The organism is Streptomyces sp. NPDC046876, assembly GCF_040645035.1.
In the GTDB taxonomy this organism is placed as follows: domain Bacteria; phylum Actinomycetota; class Actinomycetes; order Streptomycetales; family Streptomycetaceae; genus Streptomyces.
In genome coordinates this window covers 1-19681 of sequence record NZ_JBEYXK010000117.1, presented here as the reverse complement: position 1 = coordinate 19681, position 19681 = coordinate 1, and the positions used below count along the sequence as shown (strand labels likewise).

The following is a 19681-nucleotide window of genomic DNA, read 5'->3' as shown; positions in this document are numbered from 1 at the left end:
CGCCGGCGTTTGAGGCTGGGGGTACCCCCAGCGGTAGCTGGGGGAGGGTCCGGGCGGAGCCCGGTGCCCGGCGGAGCCGGGTTTCTCGGGGGCGCCGCCCCGAACCCCGCGCCTCAAACGCCGGCGAGGCTGAAAGGATCGGCCCGGCTTCGGTTGCCGGGGCCCATAGGCCTGGTGCCCGGCGGAGCCGGGTTTCTCGGGGGCGCCGCCCCGAGCCCCGCGCCTCAAACGCCGGCGGGGCTGAAGGATCGGCCGGGTTTCGGACACCGGGGCCCGGTTAGGCCTGGTGTCAGGCGGGGCCGGATTCCCTGGGGCGCCGGCCCAGGCCCCGCGCCTCAAACGCCGGCGGGCTGACCTGGCCGCACGCCCTCGTCGGGTCGGGGCATCCGCTTGCCGTCACAGCCGCGTCGGCTGCAGCCGCCCGCCGCCCGCCGCCCGCCGCCCGCCGCCCGCCGCCCGCCGCCTGGCCGAGGCCGTGTACCAGGCTGCCTGCGGAGGCTGACGCCGGACCCGGGCAGGCCCGTCGGGACCGGCCGCGCCGGGGTCACCGCGCGAGGTGCGAGCATGGGCGGTATGCCTACTCATCTGATCACCGGGGCCGGTGCCGGCATCGGGGCCGCCGTTGCGGCCCGGCTGCACGCCCGTGGGGACGACCTGATCCTGCTCGCCCGTGACGCCGCCCGCGCCCGGCAGCTCGTCGAGCGCTACCCCGGCGCGCGGACCCTCGTCGGGGACCTCGCCGACCCCGACCGGCTCTCCTGGGCCTTCGACAAGCAGGCCATGCCCGACCGGATCGACTCCCTCCTGCACATCGCCGGGGTCGTCGACCTCGGGCCGGTCGGCGAGCTGCGGCCCAAGACCTGGCACCAGCAGCTCAACGTGAACCTGGTCGCCCCGGCCGAGGTCACCCGGCTGCTGCTGCCCACGCTGCGCGCCTCCAAGGCCACCGTCGTCTTCGTGAACTCCGGCGCCGGCCTGCAGGCCCACGCCGACTGGAGCGCGTACGCCGCCTCCAAGCACGGGCTGAAGGCCCTCGCCGACTCGCTGCGCGCCGAGGAGAAGCAGCACGGCATCCGGGTCACCTCCGTCTACCCGGGCCGCACCGCCACCGCGATGCAGGCCAAGGTGCACTCCCAGGAGGGCAAGGAGTACGACCCGTCCGCCTGGATCGACCCCGAGTCCGTGGCCACCACGATCCTCATGGCCCTCGACCTGCCCCGCGACGCCGAGGTCAACGACCTGACGGTGAGGCCGGGCCGGTGACCGCCGGCGCCACCGGGGTCGGGTCCCTGCCCGGCGGCGACGCCCGCGAGGCCGCCAAGACCGTCACCGGCTCCTTCGAGGAGTTCCCGTACCTCGCCGAGCTCCCCGCCAGGGGGCCCGGCGCGGACATGATCGGCCGCTCCCTCGGGCTGCTCGTCGAGATGTACGCCCACGTCGAGCCCAGCGGCTGGCGGATCAGCGACCGCCCCGGCCGCGACACGCGCCGGGCCCGCTCCTGGCTCGGCGAGGACCTGGACGCCCTGGAGGAGTTCACCCAGGGCTACGAGGGCAAGCTCAAGGTCCAGGCCGTCGGACCGTGGACCCTGGCCGCCGCCCTGGAGCTGCACGGCGGCGAGGCGATGCTCCAGGACGCCGGCGCCTGCCGCGACCTGGCCGGATCGCTCGCCGAGGGGCTGCGCGGGCACCTGGCCGACGTCAAGAAGCGCGTTCCCGGTGCCGAGATCGTGCTCCAGTTCGACGAGCCGTCGCTGACCGCGGTGCTGCTCGGCCGCGTCCGCACCGCCAGTGGCTACCGGACCTACCGGGCCGTGGACCGGCAGGTGGTCGAGGGGACGCTGCGCGAGCTGTTCGCCGTCCACGACGGGGACGTGATCGTGCACTCCTGCGCGCCCGAGGTCCCCTTCGGGATGCTGCGGCGCGCCGGCGCCACGGGTGTGTCGTTCGATTTCTCCCTGCTCACGGAGCGCGAGGACGACGCCCTCGGCGAGGCCGTCGAGTCCGGGGTGAAGCTCTTCGCCGGAGTGGTGCCGGGCACCGATGCCCCGTTGTCGGACCCGGGCGGTAGCGTCATGGGTGTCAGGAAGCTTTGGCGCAGGCTGGGGCTGGCCCCGGGGACTCTGGCGGAGTCCGTCGTGGTCACCCCGTCGTGCGGCCTGGCGGGCGCTTCGCCCGCCTACGCCCGCGCGGTGCAGGCGCACTGCGTCAGGGCGGCGAGGTCGCTCGCCGACAACCCTGAGTGATGTGTGAGACGGGGCCACGGGAGGACACGGCATGGCAGCCGAACAGCAGGACACGGCAGTACCGGCGGCGGTGCGCGAGCAGCATGCGCTGCTGGCCGAGCAGGTCGAGGAGCACCGCTTCCGGTACTACGTGAACGACCAGCCGGTCGTCAGCGACGCCGAGTTCGACACGCTGCTGCGCTCGCTGGAGGCGCTCGAGGAGCAGTACCCGGAGCTGCGCACGCCGGATTCGCCCACCCAGAAGGTGGCCGGGGCGTACGAGACGGACTTCGCGTCCGTCGAGCACCGCGAGCGCATGCTCTCCCTGGACAACGCCTTCGACGACGAGGAGCTGTCCGCCTGGGCCGACCGGGTGGCCCGGGACGTGAACACCCCCGACTTCCACTACCTGTGCGAGCTGAAGGTGGACGGGCTCGCGGTCAACCTCACCTACGAGAAGGGCCGGCTGACCCGGGCCGCCACCCGCGGCGACGGCCGCACCGGCGAGGACATCACGCCCAACGTCCGCACCATCGCCGAGATCCCGGACCGCCTGGCCGGCGACCGGATCCCGGACCTGGTCGAGATCCGCGGCGAGGTCTACTTCCCGATGGAGAAGTTCGAGGAGCTCAACGCCCGGCTCGTCGCGGCGGGCGACAAGCCCTTCGCCAACCCGCGCAACGCGGCGGCCGGTTCGCTGCGCCAGAAGGACCCCAAGGTCACGGCCACCCGCCCGCTGCACATGGTGGTGCACGGCATCGGCGCCCGCGAGGGCTTCGAGATCGGCAAGCTGTCGCAGGCGTACGAGCTGCTGCGCGAGTGGGGCATGCCGACCGCCCGGCACAACAAGGTGGTGTCCTCGCTCGGCGAGGTCCGCGAGTTCATCGCGTACTTCGGCGAGAACCGCCACTCCGTGGAGCACGAGATCGACGGCGTGGTCGTCAAGCTCGACGAGATCCCGCTGCAGGGCCGGCTGGGCTCCACGGCGCGCGCCCCGCGCTGGGCCATCGCCTGGAAGTACGCCCCCGAAGAGGTCAACACCAAGCTGGTGGACATCAAGGTCGGCGTCGGCCGCACCGGGCGCGTGACCCCGTACGCGCAGGTGGAGCCGGTGACGGTGGCCGGCTCCGAGGTCGAGTTCGCGACCCTGCACAACCAGGAGGTCGTCAAGGCCAAGGGCGTCCTCATCGGCGACACCGTCGTCCTGCGCAAGGCCGGCGACGTCATCCCCGAGATCCTCGGCCCGGTCGTGGACCTGCGCGACGGCAGCGAGCGGGAGTTCGTGATGCCGTCCGAGTGCCCCGAGTGCGGCACCCCGCTGCGGGCGATGAAGGAGGGGGACATCGACCTGCGCTGCCCCAACGGGCAGACGTGCCCCGCCCAGTTGCGCGAGCGGCTGTTCTACCTGGCCGGCCGCCAGTGCCTGGACATCGAGAACTTCGGCGCCGTCGCGGCGGCCGCGCTCACCAACCCGCTGGAGCCGGCCGAGCCGCCGATGCGCGACGAGGGCGACCTGTTCGGGCTGACCATCGAACAGCTGCTGCCGATCAAGGCGTACGTCCTGGATGCCGACAGCGGCCTGCCCAAGCGCGACCCGAAGACCGGCGAGGAGAAGATCGTCCGCGTCTTCGCCAACCAGAAGGGCGAGCCGAAGAAGAACGCCCTGGCCATGCTGGAGAACATCGCCGCCGCCAAGGAGCGGCCGCTGGCCCGCTTCATCAACGGCCTGTCCATCCGCCACGTCGGCCCCGTCGCGGCCGAGACCCTCGCGCGCGCCTTCCGCTCCATCGACCGGATCGAACAGGCCACCGAGGAGGAGCTGGCCGCGACCGAGGGCGTCGGCCCGATCATCGCGGCGGCGGTCAAGGAGTGGTTCGCCGTCGACTGGCACCAGGAGATCCTGCGCAAGTGGCGGGAGGCCGGCGTCCGGCTGGAGGAGGAAGGTTCCGGCGAGGCGGAGGGCGAGCGGCCGCTGGAGGGCCTCACCGTCGTCGTCACCGGGACCCTGCAGAGCCACACCCGGGACGGCGCGAAGGAGGCCCTGCAGAGCCGCGGGGCCAAGGTGACGGGTTCGGTCTCCAAGAAGACCTCGTTCGTCGTCGTCGGCGACAACCCGGGCTCCAAGTACGACAAGGCGGTTCAGCTGAAGCTGCCGATCCTCGACGACGCGGGCTTCGCGGTCCTGCTGGAGCAGGGCCCCGACGCGGCGCGCGAGGCGGCGCTGCCGGTCGGGGGCGCGCCCGCGGCCGAATAGCACCCGCACGGGCGCCCGGCGCGGACGCGGCGACGGTGAACGGATGCGTGGCGTCCGGTCGTACGGGCGGGCGCACGCCGGGCGCAACAGGGGGTGGCAAACGGCCGGTACAGGGCTGTTCGCAGGGCGGTGACCTGTCGGATCATCGGATGGGTGACCCGGGGGTCCTGGTCCAAACTCACCCGTACGGCGGATACCGTACTGATGAGGATGGCTGGGTCGCATTCGGGCAACCGCCGCCGACCGCTGCCCCTGGGAGCCTCTCGCGTCCTACTGTTGAGGGGTGCGCCTGTCGTGCACGGCTGCGTGATGCGATTCCAGCCGTGATGGCATGACATCGGGGCCATCGCGTGGCATCGGCATTGCCGGCTGTGAGAGGGACGGGCATGAAACCGACCGAAAGCGCCGACCCGTCACCCGATTTCGGCGGGGAGATCCCGCCCATGCGGACGGGCCGGATCGGTGTCCTGGGTGCCAGGACACCGGACGCCCACCCGCTCGAGACCGGAGCGGGACCGGGAGGGGCGAGGCAGCGCACCGTGCTGCCCGCCACCGTCGTCGGCCTGTCCGCCGTGGTCCTCGCCGTCGGCATCGTCTCCGCGCTGAGCGACCGTCATGCCCTGTTCCCCGGCGGCGCGGTCGGCTGGGCGCTCGCCCTGCTGACCGGCATCATCGTCGGCCACCTGGTCGCCCTCGGCCGCGACCGCTGGTGGGGCGGCACCGGATCGGGCGCCGCCCTCACCCTCGGCGTGCTCATCCTCTACGGCTGGGTGCCCGCCGGGCTCGTCTCGCTGGCGGTGGTCTCACTCGTCGGGGCCGCACGCCGGCACCGCTGGCGCCAGGGGCTGCTGCACGGGGCCACCGACATCCTCGGCATCGGCGCGGGGGCCCTCGTCCTCGCCGCGTTCGGCGAGGCGCCCACCGTCGAGGCGCCGTGGAAGCCCACCGCCTGGGGTCTCGACGCCGCCCCCGCGGTCATCCTCGTCGCCGTCGCCTACCTGCTGGTCACGAGGGCGCTGCTCTGGCTCTCGCTCGCCCCGCGCGGCGGCGGGCTGCCCACCGCCGCGCGCACCGCGCTGCTGCGGCAGGCCTTAGTGGCCGTCGCCCTCCTCGGGATCGCCCCGCTGATCTGCGTCGTCGCCGTCACGCAGCCGGTGCTGCTGCCGCTGTTCGCCGTACCGCTGATCGCCCTGGACTCCACGCTGTGGATCGCCCGGGCCCGCGCCGAGGAGCAGCTGCGCGATCCGCTGACCGGGCTGCCGAACCGGCAGTGGCTCCTGGAGCGGGCCTGGTCCGCCCTGGACGAGGCTGAACGTTTGGGCACCCGGTCGGCCCTTGTGCTGATCGACCTGGACCGCTTCCGCGCCGTCAACGACACGCTCGGCCACCTCGCGGGCGACCGGCTCCTGCTGCAGATCGCCGACCGGCTGCGCCAGGCCCTGCCCGAGGAGGCCGAGGTCGCCCGCCTCGGCGGCGACGAGTTCGCCGTGCTCCTGCCCGTCACGGACTCCACCACCAGCGCCCAGCGCGTCGCCCGCCACCTGGTCGCGGAGCTCAGCTCGCCCCTCGACCTGGACGGCCTCACCCTCGTCCTGGAGGCCAGCGCCGGCCTCGCCGTCTTCCCCGACCACGCCCTGGACGCCGAGGGGCTGCTGCGCCGCGCCGACGTCGCCATGTACCAGGCGAAGCGGGACCGTACGGGCGTCGAGGTGTACGAATCCAAGCGCGACAGCAACACCCCCGACCGGCTCGGCCTCCTCGGTGACCTGCGCCGGGCCCTCGACGCCGGCGAGGTGGAGCTCCACTACCAGCCCAAGGTCCGCTTCGACGGCCAGGTCGCGGGCCTGGAGGCCCTCGTGCGCTGGGTCCACCCCGAGCGCGGGCGGGTCTCCCCGGACGAGTTCATCGCGATCGCCGAGACCTCCGGGCTGATGCCCCACCTGACCGAGTACGTGCTGGAGACCGCCCTCGCCCAGGTGGCCCGCTGGCGCGCCCAGGGCCTGAAGGTCCCGGTCGCGGTCAACGTCTCGCCGCGCGACGTCCACACCCCCGGCTTCGCCGGCGCGGTCGCGGCCCGGCTCGCCCGGCACGGGGTCCCGGCCAGCGGGCTCCAGCTGGAGATAACGGAACACGTGCTGCTGGAGGACCCGCAGCGCGCAGCCGACACCATGGCCGGGCTGACCGGGCACGGGGTGAAGATGTCGCTCGACGACTTCGGCACCGGCTACTCCTCCCTGGTCCACCTGCGCCGCCTGCCGGTCAGCGAGCTGAAGATCGACCGCTCGTTCGTGGCACGGCTCGCGGTCGACGCCCAGGACGCGGAGATCGTCCGCTGCACCGTCGACCTCGCCCACTCCCTCGGCCTGCTCGTCGTCGCCGAGGGCGTGGAGGACGACGAGACCTGGGAGCGCCTGCGCGACCTCGGCTGCGACGCCGTCCAGGGCTGGCTGGTCGCCGCAGCCATGCCCCCGCAGGAGGCCACCGCCTGGCTGCTGGCCCGCGGCGAGCGCGGCTGGCGCCGCCCGGCGGACATCACCGCGGAGCTGTCGGCCGCGGCCTCGGACACCCCGACCCCGTGACCCCCGCCGCACGGGGAACCGGTCGGCGCCCGGGCCGTCGGCCGTACGGGGCCGGTGCGCCCGGGTGAATACTGATGCGCTGCAAGGCGGCGGCTCCCTCTAGGATTGGTTCCAACCCAGAATTTCCAACCCCAGAGGATCGCTGCATGCCTGGCATTTCGCGCGAGGAGGTCGCCCACCTCGCTCGGCTGGCACGTATGGAACTGTCCGGCGAAGAGCTCGACCACTTCGCCGGACAGCTCGACGACATCATCGGCGCGGTCGCCCGCGTGTCCGAGGTCGCCGACCAAGACGTCCCGCCGACCTCGCACCCGCTGCCGCTGACCAACGTCATGCGCGCGGACGAGGTCCGACCGTCGCTCACCCCCGCGCAGGCGCTCTCGGGCGCTCCTGCCCAGGAGCAGCAGCGTTTCAAGGTGCCGCAGATCCTGGGGGAGGACTAATCACCATGGCTGACACCCACATCATCAAGCTCACGGCAGCCGAGACCGCCGAGAAGATCGCCTCCGGCGAGCTCACGGCCGTCGAGGTCACCGAGGCGCACCTGGCCCGCATCGAGGCGACCGACGAGAAGGTCCACGCCTTCCTGCACGTCGACCGCGAGGGCGCCCTCGCCCAGGCGCGCGCCGTCGACGCCAAGCGCGAGCGCGGCGAGGAGCTCGGCCCGCTGGCCGGCGTCCCGCTCGCCCTCAAGGACATCTTCACCACCGTCGGGGTCCCGACCACCGTCGGTTCGAAGATCCTCGAAGGCTGGATCCCGCCGTACGACGCCACCCTGACGCGCAAGCTGAAGGAAGCCGACGTCGTCATCCTCGGCAAGACCAACATGGACGAGTTCGCCATGGGCTCCTCCACCGAGAACAGCGCGTACGGCCCCACCCGCAACCCGTGGGACCTCACCCGCATCCCCGGCGGCTCCGGCGGCGGCTCCGCGGCCGCGCTGGCCGCCTTCCAGGCGCCCCTGGCCATCGGCACGGACACCGGCGGCTCCATCCGCCAGCCCGCCGCCGTCACCGGCACCGTCGGCGTCAAGCCCACCTACGGCGGCGTCTCCCGCTACGGCATGGTCGCCTTCTCGTCCTCCCTCGACCAGGGCGGCCCGTGCGCCCGTACGGTCCTGGACGCGGCCCTCCTGCACGAGGTGATCGCCGGCCACGACCCGCTGGACTCCACCTCCATCGACGCCCCGGTCCCGCCGGTGGTCGAGGCGGCCCGTAACGGCTCCGTCGCCGGCATGCGCGTCGGCGTCGTCAAGCAGTTCGCCGGCGAGGGCTACCAGGCCGGCGTCGTGCAGCGCTTCAACGAGTCCGTGGAGCTCCTCAAGGAGCTCGGCGCCGAGATCGTCGAGCTGGACTGCCCGTCCTTCGACCTCGCGATGGCCGCGTACTACCTGATCGCGCCGTCCGAGTGCTCCTCGAACCTGGCCCGCTTCGACGCCATGCGCTACGGCCTGCGCGTCGGGGACGACGGCACCCGCTCCGCCGAGGACGTCACCGCCCTCACCCGCGAGGCCGGCTTCGGCGACGAGGTCAAGCGCCGCATCATCCTCGGCACGTACGCGCTCAGCTCCGGCTACTACGACGCGTACTACGGCTCGGCCCAGAAGGTCCGCACGCTGATCACCCGGGACTTCGAGAAGTCCTTCGAGCAGGTCGACGTGATCGTCTCCCCGACGACCCCGACCACCGCCTTCGCGATCGGCGAGCGCACCGACGACCCGCTGGCGATGTACCTCGCCGACCTGTGCACCATCCCGACCAACCTGGCCGGCAACTCCGCCATGTCGCTCCCCTGCGGCCTGGCGCCGGAGGACGGCCTGCCCGTCGGACTGCAGATCATCGCCCCGGCGATGAAGGACGACCGCCTGTACAAGGTCGGTGCCGCCGTCGAGGCCGCCTTCGTCGAGCGCTGGGGTCACCCGCTGCTTGAGGAGGCTCCGTCGCTGTGAGTGCACTGACCAAGGCCAAGGGCTTCAAGAAGTCCAAGTCCGGTACGTACCTGTCGATCGGCACCACCGCCTTCGGTGCCATCAGCGTGATCAAGCAGGCCCGCAAGGCCCGCACCGAGAACGACACGCTTCAGCTCATCGACGCCGTTGTGTCCGCCGCCGCCATCGTCACCGGCCTCGCGATCCTGTACCGCGAGCTCAAGCGCTTCGGTGACGACGACGTCCTGCTGGGCTGAGAAGGAAGTTTCACTGTGACCGTCACCGAACTGCTGTCGTACGAGGAAGCCCTCGCGTCGTACGACCCCGTCATGGGCCTGGAGGTCCATGTCGAGCTCGGCACCAAGACCAAGATGTTCTGCGGCTGCTCCACCGAGCTGGGTTCCGAGCCCAACACGCAGACCTGCCCCACCTGCCTCGGCCTGCCCGGCTCGCTGCCCGTCGTCAACGCGATCGGCGTCGAGTCCGCGATCAAGATCGGCCTCGCGCTGAACTGCGAGATCGCCGAGTGGTGCCGCTTCGCCCGGAAGAACTACTTCTATCCGGACATGCCGAAGAACTTCCAGACCTCCCAGTACGACGAGCCCATCGCCTTCAACGGCTGGCTGGACGTCCAGCTGGAGGACGGCGAGGTCTTCCGCGTGGAGATCGAGCGCGCCCACATGGAGGAGGACACCGGCAAGTCGCTGCACGTCGGCGGTGCCACCGGCCGTATCCACGGCGCGTCCCACTCCCTGCTGGACTACAACCGCGCCGGCATCCCGCTCATCGAGATCGTCACCAAGCCCATCGAGGGCGCGGGCGAGCGGGCCCCCGAGGTCGCCAAGGCGTACGTCGCCGAGCTGCGCGAGCTCATCAAGGCCCTCGGCGTCTCCGAGGCCCGGATGGACAAGGGCCAGATGCGCTGCGACGTGAACCTGTCGCTGCGCCCGAACGGCACCAAGGAGTTCGGCACCCGCTCGGAGACGAAGAACGTCAACTCCCTGCGGTCCGTCGAGCGCGCCGCCCGCTTCGAGATCCAGCGGCACGCGGCCGTGCTGTCGTCCGGCGGCACGATCGTGCAGGAGACCCGCCACTTCCACGAGGACGACGGCTCCACCACCTCCGGCCGCATCAAGGACAACGCCGAGGACTACCGGTACTTCCCGGAGCCCGACCTCGTCCCCGTGGCCCCGGCCCGCGAGTGGGTCGAGGAGCTGCGCGCCGGCCTGCCCGAGATGCCGCGCGTGCGCCGCAACCGCCTCCGCGAGGAGTGGGGCGTCAGCGAGCACGACATGCAGTCCATCCTCAACGCGGGTGCGGTGGAGTCCATCGTCGCCACCATCGAGGAGGGCGCCGACTCGGCCGCCGCCCGCAAGTGGTGGATGGGCGAGCTGGCCCGCAACGCCAACGAGCAGGGCGTCTCCGTCGACGAGCTGCCGATCACCCCGGCCCAGGTGGCGCGGGTGGCGGCCCTGGTCGCGGACGGCTCGCTCAACGACAAGCTGGCCCGCCAGGTCATCGAGGGCGTCCTCGCCGGCGAGGGCACCCCGGACGAGGTCGTCGAGAAGCGCGGCCTGAAGGTCGTCTCGGACGAGGGCGCGCTCGGCACGGCCGTGGACGAGGCCATCGCGGGCAACGCGGCGATCGCCGACAAGATCCGCGGCGGCAAGGTCGCCGCCGTCGGCGCCCTGGTCGGCGCGGTCATGAAGGCCACCCGCGGCCAGGCCGACGCGGCCCGCGTCAAGGAGCTGATCCTGGAGCGCCTGGGCGTCTCCGAGTAGTACCGCACAGTGGGCGGCCCGCACTGATCGACACGATCCGGTGCGGGCCGCCGCTGCGTTCTGGGGCAGACTGGGCGGCGGGGGGTTTCGTGCGGTGGGCGCGGGGCCGACGACGTACACGGGGCATGTGGGTGGAGATCGGTGCGATGGTCATCGCGGTCGTGGGCGTGGCGGGAACCCTGGGCGGGGCGCTGCTCACCCAGCGCGGTGCGGAGCGCGCGAAACGCCGGGAGATAGAACTCGTACGCGGCCACGAGGAGATCCGCGAGTACCTGACGCTGCGCCGCACCTGCTATGTCGCCCTCAACCGGGACGCCCGGCAGTTCACCACGGCCCTCAACCGGCACCTGCACGTCATGCGGGAGCGCGGGGTCGAGGACGCGGACCGGGACGCGCTCGACGAGGCGAAGAACGCCCACCGCGACCGCTACTCCGAGGCGCAGATGATCGCCCCGGACGCCGTGCTCGGGTCCGCGACCACCGTCAACCACGCCCTGAACACGGTCTACGGGCAGGTCAAGCGCCTGGAGCGGGGGGACGCCGAGCCGGGCGAGACGATGGCGACGGTCTCCCGCGCCCAGCAGGAGATCTGGAACCTGCTGCGGGAGATGCGCTCGGCCATGCGTGAGGACCTCGGGGTGGCGGGCGAGGCCTGAGAGCAGCGCGCCGGCCATCGTCGTCGCGAGGCCGAGGACCAGCCCGTACCGCTCGCCCGGCAGCCGGAGCCGGCTCGGGCACGGCCGGGCGCCCGGGAGGCGGAGCCGCCCACCGGGCGCCTTTCGTTCGCCGGGCACCCGGCCGGGTGGGTGAAGCCCGTCACCGGCTTTCCGGCGCGCTGAGGAACGCGAGGCGGGCCCGCTTCGCCGGGAGGTACACCTCGGGCAGGTCGATCTCCGGAAGCTCGACCTCCGGGCCGAGGGTGAAACCGGTCCGCTCCAGGCGGGCGAGGGCCTTGTCGTTGCGGGCGTCCGGCTCCGCGACGATGCGGCGCGTGGTCCCGTCCGCGAGCACGAAGGCCAGGAAGGCCGCGATCAGCCGGGAGCTGAAGCCGGGTTCGGCCGCGCCCTGCACCGGGCCGACCAGCAGGTGCACGCCGGTGTCGCCCGGCTGCACCTCGTAGCACTCGCCGACCCGGTCCTCGGCGCAGTCGTACGTCTGGAAGAGCGCGACCGGGATCCCGTCGCGGCGCGCGAGGAAGGCGTGGTGCGTGGTGCGGCGGTCGACGTCCTCGTAGATCTCCTGGACGAGGGCGCGGTCGGCCCCGGCCATGCCCCAGAAGCGGGCCCGCTCCTCGGTGACCCAGCCGTGGATCAGCGCGGAGTCGGCAGCCGGGTCGACGGGCGTGAAGGTGACGGTGCCGAAGCCCTCGACGGCCTGTGCGTACACGGGCTGCCGGGGGGACGTGGCGGTGGTGGTCATACGGGTTCCTTGCTGAGCCGGGTCCAGTCGGTGACGACCGGGACGAGTTCGCACCGCGCCCACAGGGGGAGCTGGTCGCGGTGGTGGGCCGATCCGGTGACGCCGTCCGCGCCGAGCGGGACCGCCCACAGGCTGTCCTCGCGGCGGGCCAGGTCCCAGACGTAGCGGGCCGCGGAGGCGCGGGCGCACCGATCGGTGAACCCGGGGACGGAGGAGGTGGCGTTCACACAGTCGTGGTCGCCGCCGAGCCCGGGCCACTCGGCCTCCGGGTCCGGCAGGGCCGACCAGGGCGCGAGGCGGTGCCCCTGCGACCACGGCGTGTCGGGGGTGCCCGCCGCGGCCGTCTCCTCCAGGGCGGCGCGTACGTGCGCCACCGGGTCGAGCCCGGGCAGCAGGCCGGTGGCCAGCAGGTGTTCCAGGGCGTAGCCGACGCGGGGGAGCAGGTACAGCCAGGGGTGGAACACCTCGGAGCCGGTCGGTGCGTCCGCGAGGGCCGCGAGGGCGGGGTCGGCGGCGAAGCGGCGGACGGTCGCGGTGCGCAGCGCCGCGAAGAGCGTCGCCTCGGCGCTGTCCGCCTCCATGTGCCGGTCCCAGGCGAGCAGCCGGGTGCGCAGCGCCTGCGCGGCGGGGGTCAGGCTGGCCGGCGGGGGCAGCAGGGCGAGGAGCGGCTCGGCCGAGGCCAGGTAGGTGTCCCGGTGTACGTCGGCCATCTCCTTCGGGGACCACTGCGCGGAGCCGGAGAGCAGCGTGCGGATGCGGTCGGCGCGGTGCGGGGGCGCGAACTCCACGCCGAGCGGGGAGGCGATCCCGCGCGCGTTGGCCATGACGGCGAAGCCCTGCACCGGCTCGGCGGGGGTCTCGGCCCAGCCCTGCCAGGCGTGGCGGGGGTCCCAGGCGGGCACGGGGCGCAGCCGGTTGGCCGGATCGCGCAGCGGGACCTTGCCGGCGACGCGGTGCAGCAGGCCGCCCGCGGAGTCCGCCGCGTGGACCACGTTGACGGGCTCGACCCAGCCGTCGAGGGCGCGGTCGATGTCGGCGACGGTACGGGCGCGCAGCAGGGCGGGCAGGACGGCGAAGCCGAGGTCCCGGCGGACGCGGGGCGGATAGCGCAGGGAGAGGGTCTGCTCGGCGGCGTCGGGATCTGCGGCGTCCGCATCGGCGGCGTCCGGATCGGCGGCGCCGGTTTCCGGGGCACCGGCTTGCGCGGCGCCGGCTTTCCGGGCCCCGTCGGCGGCGGCGCGGGTGATCACCGGGCCGCGGGCGGTCTCCAGGACCTCGACCTCGACGGGCTCGGCGCCGGCGACGGCGATGGTCTCGGTGTGCCGGTGGACGGGCTCCCAGGTGCCGTCGGGGCCCAGCGCCTCGACGGCCGGGCCGTCCGGGGCGGTGCGCAGCTGCTCGACGTACAGGTCCTGGTAGTCGGCCATCGCGTTGGTGATCGCCCAGGCGGCGCTGCCGGTGTGCCCGAAGTGGCCGAAGCCCGGGATGCCCGGCACCGCCAGGCCGAGGACGTCGTACTCGGGGCAGGAAAGGCGGATCTGCTGGTATACGCCCGGATCCTCGATGAACCGGTGGGGATCGCCCGCGATGATCGCCGAGCCGCTGGCGGTCCGATCGCCCGGGATCAGCCAGCCGTTGCTGCCGGCGGTGCCGGGGCCGTCGGTGGCGAAGAGGGTGGCGGCCTCGTCCCCGAGGGCGCGGGCCGCCCGCTCGCGCCACAGCTTCGTGGCGAAGCCGGCGAACAGGATGTGGGTGGCGATCCAGATGCCGAGCGGAACCCACGGCTCCCAGGGGACGGGGGTGTGGCCGGTGCGGGCGAAGCGCTCGTCGCGGGCGGCGCCGGCGGCGAGGCCGTCGTTGACCCCGTCGACGTAGGCGCCGACCCAGGCGGCGGTCTGCGGATCGAGCTCCTCGTGGCAGCGGCGGGCCGTGTCGTCGAGGCGGCTCTGCCGGGCGAACCGGTCCCAGGCGACCGCCTCGGGGCCGAGGAAGGCCGCGCTGGAACCCTGGGAGCGATGGCGTTCGACCTCGAGCTGCCAGGCGCGGTCCAGGGCCGTGACGCGGCCCTGGGCGTAGGCCAGGCGGAGGGCGTCGGGCGCGCGGAGGTGGGGGATGCCCCAGCCGTCCCGGTAGAGCTCCCAGTCCTCCGCCGGGTCGTCCGTCCGGTCGTCCGCGTCGGTCACAAGGCTCACACTCTCCCCCAAGTCCCCATGTGTTTAGGTAAGGCTTCCCTAACTATATGGGGTGCGGGGGGAGGTCAGGCGCCCGTGGTCCCGTCGATGGCCTCGCGGAGGAAATCGGCGTGGCCGTTGTGGCGGGCGTACTCGTGGATCATGTGCAGCATGATCAGGCGCATCGAGGCGTCCTCCTTCCAGGACGGCACGTGCGCCGTCACCTCGAGGGAGGCCGCCGCTGCCTCGACGCGCCGGCTGTGCTCGACCTCCGCCCGCCAGGCGGCGAAGGCCTCCTCGCGGGTGGCGTCCGTGGCGTCGTAGGCGGCCTGGAAATCGTGGGTGTCCGACCACAGGTGGGGGACGTCCTCCCCGCCCAGGGTGCGGCGGAACCAGTGGCGCTCCACCTCGGCCATGTGCCGGACCAGGCCCAGCAGGCTCAACGTGGACGGCGGCATCGAGGCGCGGCGCAGCTCCTCGTCGCCGAGCCCCTCGCACTTCCAGGCGAGGGTGGCCCGGTGGTAGTCGAGGTAGGCGCGCAGGGTCTCGCGCTCGTTCCCGGTCAGGGGCGGTGGGGTGCGCTCCATGGGATGGTCCTTCCTTCTGGGGAGGGGTTGCTTCGGGTCGAGTCGTTGTGGGGGACGGCTGCGCTGTGGAAGACGGCTCGGTTGCGCAAGAGGGCTACGCGGCGCCGGGACCGCTGCCGCCCGCCTGCCACACGTACGGCACCGTCGTGCCCAGCACCGCGAAGCCCAGGCGCTCCAGGATCGGGCGGCTGTCCTCGGAGGCGTCCACGTTCAGGTAGCGGATGCCGCGCTCGGCCGCGATCCGGGCCCGGTGGGCCACCAGCAGGCGGTAGATGCCCCTGCCGCGCCACTGCGGGAGCGTGCCGCCGCCCCACAGTCCCGCGAAGGAGCAGCCCGGACGCATCTCCATCCGGGCCGCGCTCACCGGGGTGTCGCCGGCCATCGCCACGACCGCCGCGAGCGTCTCCGGCTCCTCCCGCAGCAGGGTGAGCATCAGGTGGCGGATGCGGGGCCGGTGGGTCCCGAAGGCGCCCGCGTGGACCTCCATCATCAGATCCACACCGGCCTCGTCCGTCACCGTGCGCAGGGTGATCCCCTCCGGGGGCTCCACCGGCAGCGCGGCGAGCTCCTCCACCCGCCCCACCATCACGGTCTCGGGCGGCTCCGGTACGAAGCCCGCCGCCCGCAGCCGCGCGCCGAGGTCCGCCGGCCGGTCGTGGCCGTACAGCTTCCACTCGAAGTCGGCGGCGCCGCGCCCCTCGAAGTACGCCACCTGCGAGGCGATCTCCGCGTCCGCCGTGGCCCCGTCCAGGTCCGACCAGAGCACGCCGTTCCAGCCGGGCCCGGGGTCGGTCTGCCGTACGACGGCCCCCGCCCGCTCGACCAGGGCCCCGGCCGCGTCCGGCCGTGCGTCCCGGCGCACCTCGCGGTCGTACTCCGCCCGGATCCTGTGCAGTTCATCGGTGTTCATCGGCCGCAGCTGATCACCGGAGGGGAGGGCCGCGCAACTGCATTAGCCTCGCCCCGTGAACGACGACTCCCTCTACGTCGGCAAGGCCACCCCCGACGCCGCCACCGACCGCGGCTGGCTCCTCGGCCACTTCAAGGACTCCGGCGACCCGCGCCACAGCAAGGACGTGGAGATCAAGTGGGGCGTCCACCCGAAGGGCGACGAGCGGGCGCAGTGGACGACCGGGGAGCAGCGCACCGCCCTGCTCGTCCTGATCAGCGGGCGCTTCCGGATGGAGTTCCCCGGCCGCAGCGTCGTCCTCGACGAGCAGGGCGACTACGTGGTCTGGGGCCGCGGCACGGACCACTCCTGGTACGCGGAGGAGGAGTCCGTCGTCCTGACGGTCCGCTGGCCCTCCGTCCCCGGCTACCGGGTCGACGAACCGGACGGGGCCGTGCACCCGTCCCTGTGATGATGCACACGAAACGGGCCAACGATCACGAAACGCTGCGATCGTGGCGGCTGCAGACCATCTTGGCCGGGCCCCGGGGCGATCCTCCGGGGCCGTCGGCCGGCCTTCACGAGTTCTAGCGTTCTTTGCGTCGGGCCGCCTCCCGGTAAAGATCCGAACCCACCAGGGAGCACGTCCGTTGGCAGCAATCGCACGGTGGTGCATGCGGCACCGCCTGGTGGCCGTCCTGATCTGGCTGCTCGCCCTCGGCGGGACCGCCGCGGCCGCCGCCACCGCCGGAGCGGCCTTCTCCAACGACTACGAGGTCCCCGGCACCGAGTCCAGCAGGGCCCACGCCCTCCTGCGCGCGGGCTTCCACGGCCAGGGCGGCGACACCGACACCATCGTGTGGCGCACCCCCGAGCACCAGACGGCCCGCACCCCCGAGGTCGAGCGGCGCATGACCCGGGCCCTCGACACCGTCGCCCGGCTCCCCGGCGTCGGCTCCGTCGTCGGCCCGTACGGCCCCGGCCCCGAGGGCGCCGCGCAGATCAGCGCCGACGGGCGCACCGCGTACGCCGTGGTCACCTTCGACCGGCAGGCCGACTCCGTACCCAAGGCGCAGGCCCAGGCGGTGGTCGACGCCGCGAAGAACCCCGCCACCGAGGCGGACGGCCTGCGCGTCGAACTCGGCGGCCGCGCCATCGGCCTGACCGAGGCGCCCACCGCCCACCTCGCCGAGGTCATCGGCGTGGCCGTCGCGGCCCTGGTCCTCTTCCTCGCCTTCGGCTCCCTCGCCGCGAGCCTGCTGCCCATCGCGACCGCCCTGGTCAGCGTGGGCACCGCCTATTTCGGCACCACCCTGCTCGGGCACGCCATGGCGGTCGCCGACTTCGCCCCCATGCTCGGCACCCTCATCGGCCTCGGCGTGGGCATCGACTACGCGCTGTTCATCGTCACCCGCCACCGCAAGGGCCTCAAACGGGGGCTCGACGTGGAGGAGGCCGCCGAGCGGGCGGTCGCCACCACCGGTCGGGCCGTCGTCTTCGCCGGCGCCACCGTCTGCATCGCCCTGCTCGGCATGCTGGTGCTCCGCCTGAACTTCCTGGGCGGCGTGGCCGTCGCCGCCTCGCTCACCGTGGTCCTCACCGTCGCCGCCTCGGTCACGCTGCTGCCCGCGCTCCTGTCGTACATCGGCAGCCGAGCCCTGTCGCGCCGCGAGCGCCGCAAGCTCGCCGCCGACGGCCCGCAGCCCGAGCTGCCCACCGGGTTCGCCGCCCGCTGGTCGGCCTTCGTCGAGCGCCACCCCAAGATCCTCGGCGCCCTGGCCGCCCTCGTCATGGCGGGCCTGGCCCTGCCCACCCTCTCGCTGCACCTGGGCACCTCCGACCAGGGCAACAACCCCGAGACCTCCACCACCCGGCAGGCCTACGACCTGCTCGCCGACGGCTTCGGCCCCGGCGTGAACGGCCCGCTCACCGTCGTCGCCCGCCTCGACGGAGCCGGCGACCGGATCGCCGTCGGGCGCCTGGCCGAGGCGCTGCGCACCACCGAGCACGTGGCCTCCGCCGGCCCCGCCGTCCTCAACCGCAGCGGCGACACCGCGGTCGTGACCGTCATCCCCGACTCCTCCCCGCAGTCCAGGGCCACCAGCGAGCTGGTCACCGCCCTGCGCGAGGACGTCATCCCGCGCGCCCGCCACGGCAGCACCATGGACGTCCACGTCGGCGGCGTGACCGCCGGCTACGACGACTTCGCCGACGTCATCGTCGGCAAGCTGCCCCTCTTCGTCGGCGTGGTCATCACGCTCGGCTGCGTCCTGCTGCTGCTCGCCTTCCGGTCCATAGGCGTCCCCCTCAAGGCCGCCGCCATGAACGTGGCCGCCGTCGCCTCCTCCTTCGGCGTCGTCGTCGCGGTCTTCCAGTGGGGCTGGGGCAGCGAGCTGCTGGGCCTGGGCAGCGCCGGGCCGATCGAGCCCTTCCTGCCGGTGATCATGGTCTCGGTCCTGTTCGGGCTCTCCATGGACTACCAGGTCTTCCTCGTCAGCCGGATGTACGAGGAGTGGCTGGAGACCGGCGACAACCGGCGCGCCGTCCGCGTCGGCCTCGCCGAGACAAGCCGGGTCATCAACTCGGCTGCCGTCATCATGATCTCCGTCTTCCTGGCGTTCGTGCTCAGCGGCGACCGGATCATCGCGATGTTCGGCATCGCGCTCGCCGCGGCCGTCGCCCTCGACGCCTTCGTGCTGCGCACCCTCCTCGTACCGGCCCTGATGCACCTGCTCGGCGGCGCCAACTGGTGGCTGCCCGCCTGGCTGGACCGCCGGCTGCCCAGGATCAGCATCGAGGCCCCCGAACGCCGCACGCATGCGACACTTCCCGCGCAGCGGACCGGCGCGCAGCCCGCCACGAGCGAGGACGGCGCCGAGCCGGCTGCCCCCTCCCGGTGATCCGGCAACCCGCCGCACGAGACCCAAGGACGTAGCCGCATGTTCTCCATAGCCCTCGCCGCCGACACCCGGCTCTTCCCCCTGGAGCCCCGGCACGCCGAGGAGTTCCTGACCCACATGGACCGGGGCCGGGAGTACATCGGACAGCACATCGTCCTGGCGGACGTGGTCACGGACCTGGAATCGGCGCGCAGCTTCCTGTCCGCGTACGCGCAGAAGGCGGCCGCCGACGGCGGGCGCATCTACGGCATCAGGGTCGGCGGCACCCTCGTCGGGGGTGTCCTCTTCCGCACCTTCGACGCCCAGAGCGGTACCTGCGAGGTCGGCTGCTGGCTGGAGCCGGCGGCGGCCGGCCGGGGCCTGGTGACCCAGGCCTGCCGGGTCCTGATCGACTGGGCCTTCCGGGAGCGGGGCATGCACCGGGTCGAGTGGTACGCCTCCGCCGCCAACAAGAAGAGCCTTGCCGTCGCCGAGCGGCTCGGCATGACCCGTGAGGGCGTCCTGCGGCAGAACCACCCCCACCGCGGCGTCCGCCAGGACACCGAGGTCTGGTCCGTCCTCGCCCCCGAGTGGCCCGCGACCACCTGACCCCACGCCCGGCCCGAGCGGCCCGGTCCGGCCGTCGCTGCCCGGTGCCCGTGACGCGCCGGGGCCGCCGCCCCACCGCCCGACAGCACGGGCCTGGCGTTGCCGGGACCGCGGCCCGGTGCCGTGCCACCACGGCCGCGGCCGCCGGACCCACCGCCCGGCACCACGGGCGTGGCGCAGCGGAGACCGCCGCCAGGCGTCCGCCGCCAGCCGCCCGCCGCCCGCCGCCCCGAGCAGGCCGGGGCCGGGGGCGCTGCGCGCAGCTGCCCCCACCCCCCCCCTTCCCCAAAACGGGGGGGCCCCCCCGCCCCCCCCCCCCGGCCCCCCCCCCCCCCCGCCCCCCGCGCGGCCCCCCACCCCGCCG

Annotated in this window: 15 protein-coding genes and 1 pseudogene; 12 read left to right on the top strand and 4 right to left on the bottom strand. The window is 73.5% G+C overall.

Annotated features, from left to right (window positions below):
- Nucleotides 1-573 precede the first annotated feature (573 nt).
- The 9 genes and pseudogenes from ABZ924_RS33970 (at nucleotide 574) to ABZ924_RS33930 (ending at nucleotide 11419) form a co-directional block, all read left to right on the top strand.
- The gene (locus ABZ924_RS33970) at nucleotides 574-1263 is read left to right on the top strand and encodes an SDR family oxidoreductase (protein ID WP_361918669.1); all 690 of its coding nucleotides are present in this window, start codon (nucleotides 574-576) and stop codon (nucleotides 1261-1263) included.
- Nucleotides 1260-2243: a methionine synthase gene (locus tag ABZ924_RS33965; RefSeq protein ID WP_361918666.1), complete on the top strand. Its 984-nt coding sequence runs from the start codon at nucleotides 1260-1262 to the stop codon at nucleotides 2241-2243. The genes ABZ924_RS33970 and ABZ924_RS33965 overlap by 4 nt, the downstream gene beginning before the upstream one ends.
- Nucleotides 2244-2274: 31 nt before the next feature.
- Nucleotides 2275-4476 (top strand): NAD-dependent DNA ligase LigA, encoded by a 2202-nt coding sequence (ligA, locus tag ABZ924_RS33960; RefSeq protein WP_361918663.1) that lies wholly within the window; start codon nucleotides 2275-2277, stop codon nucleotides 4474-4476.
- Nucleotides 4477-5018: 542 nt separating this feature from the next.
- Nucleotides 5019-7055: pseudogene (locus tag ABZ924_RS33955) on the top strand (bifunctional diguanylate cyclase/phosphodiesterase); the annotation flags it as partial.
- 146 nt (nucleotides 7056-7201) lie between these two features.
- Nucleotides 7202-7498 carry an Asp-tRNA(Asn)/Glu-tRNA(Gln) amidotransferase subunit GatC gene (gene gatC, locus ABZ924_RS33950; RefSeq protein ID WP_114054294.1) on the top strand — a complete coding sequence of 99 codons (297 nt, stop codon included), beginning with the start codon at nucleotides 7202-7204 and terminating at the stop codon, nucleotides 7496-7498.
- Nucleotides 7498-9003, top strand: coding sequence for an Asp-tRNA(Asn)/Glu-tRNA(Gln) amidotransferase subunit GatA (gatA, locus tag ABZ924_RS33945; RefSeq protein ID WP_361918672.1), 1506 nt, complete (start codon nucleotides 7498-7500; stop codon nucleotides 9001-9003). Before gatC ends, gatA begins: the two co-directional genes overlap by 1 nt.
- Nucleotides 9000-9239 (top strand): hypothetical protein, encoded by a 240-nt coding sequence (locus ABZ924_RS33940; protein ID WP_361918659.1) that lies wholly within the window; start codon nucleotides 9000-9002, stop codon nucleotides 9237-9239. Before gatA ends, ABZ924_RS33940 begins: the two co-directional genes overlap by 4 nt.
- Before the next feature lie 15 nt (nucleotides 9240-9254).
- The gene (gene gatB / locus ABZ924_RS33935) at nucleotides 9255-10763 is read left to right on the top strand and encodes an Asp-tRNA(Asn)/Glu-tRNA(Gln) amidotransferase subunit GatB (protein ID WP_361918657.1); all 1509 of its coding nucleotides are present in this window, start codon (nucleotides 9255-9257) and stop codon (nucleotides 10761-10763) included.
- Nucleotides 10764-10888: 125 nt separating this feature from the next.
- A complete protein-coding gene (locus ABZ924_RS33930; protein ID WP_361918654.1) occupies nucleotides 10889-11419 on the top strand; it encodes a hypothetical protein in 531 nt (176 codons plus the stop codon).
- Nucleotides 11420-11579: 160 nt separating this feature from the next.
- On the opposite strand, the gene ABZ924_RS33925 is transcribed toward ABZ924_RS33930, so the two are convergent.
- From ABZ924_RS33925 to ABZ924_RS33910, 4 genes are all read right to left on the bottom strand, one after another.
- A complete protein-coding gene (locus ABZ924_RS33925) occupies nucleotides 11580-12182 on the bottom strand; it encodes a GNAT family N-acetyltransferase (RefSeq protein WP_361918651.1) in 603 nt (200 codons plus the stop codon).
- The gene (locus tag ABZ924_RS33920; protein WP_361918648.1) at nucleotides 12179-14374 is read right to left on the bottom strand and encodes a penicillin acylase family protein; all 2196 of its coding nucleotides are present in this window, start codon (nucleotides 14372-14374) and stop codon (nucleotides 12179-12181) included. The genes ABZ924_RS33925 and ABZ924_RS33920 overlap by 4 nt, the downstream gene beginning before the upstream one ends.
- Nucleotides 14375-14439: 65 nt before the next feature.
- Nucleotides 14440-14940 carry a DinB family protein gene (locus ABZ924_RS33915; RefSeq protein ID WP_361918645.1) on the bottom strand — a complete coding sequence of 167 codons (501 nt, stop codon included), beginning with the start codon at nucleotides 14938-14940 and terminating at the stop codon, nucleotides 14440-14442.
- A gap of 94 nt (nucleotides 14941-15034) precedes the next feature.
- Nucleotides 15035-15850 carry a GNAT family N-acetyltransferase gene (locus tag ABZ924_RS33910; protein ID WP_361918643.1) on the bottom strand — a complete coding sequence of 272 codons (816 nt, stop codon included), beginning with the start codon at nucleotides 15848-15850 and terminating at the stop codon, nucleotides 15035-15037.
- Between the two features lie 55 nt (nucleotides 15851-15905).
- Between ABZ924_RS33910 and ABZ924_RS33905 the strand changes: the two genes are divergently transcribed.
- The 3 genes from ABZ924_RS33905 (at nucleotide 15906) to ABZ924_RS33895 (ending at nucleotide 19317) form a co-directional block, all read left to right on the top strand.
- Nucleotides 15906-16301, top strand: a complete 396-nt coding sequence (locus ABZ924_RS33905) for a signal peptidase I (RefSeq protein WP_361918640.1) — start codon at nucleotides 15906-15908, stop codon at nucleotides 16299-16301.
- A 178-nt stretch (nucleotides 16302-16479) separates the two neighbouring features.
- Nucleotides 16480-18729 carry an MMPL family transporter gene (locus ABZ924_RS33900; protein WP_361918637.1) on the top strand — a complete coding sequence of 750 codons (2250 nt, stop codon included), beginning with the start codon at nucleotides 16480-16482 and terminating at the stop codon, nucleotides 18727-18729.
- 39 nt (nucleotides 18730-18768) lie between these two features.
- Nucleotides 18769-19317 carry a GNAT family protein gene (locus tag ABZ924_RS33895; RefSeq protein WP_361918634.1) on the top strand — a complete coding sequence of 183 codons (549 nt, stop codon included), beginning with the start codon at nucleotides 18769-18771 and terminating at the stop codon, nucleotides 19315-19317.
- Nucleotides 19318-19681 lie beyond the last annotated feature (364 nt).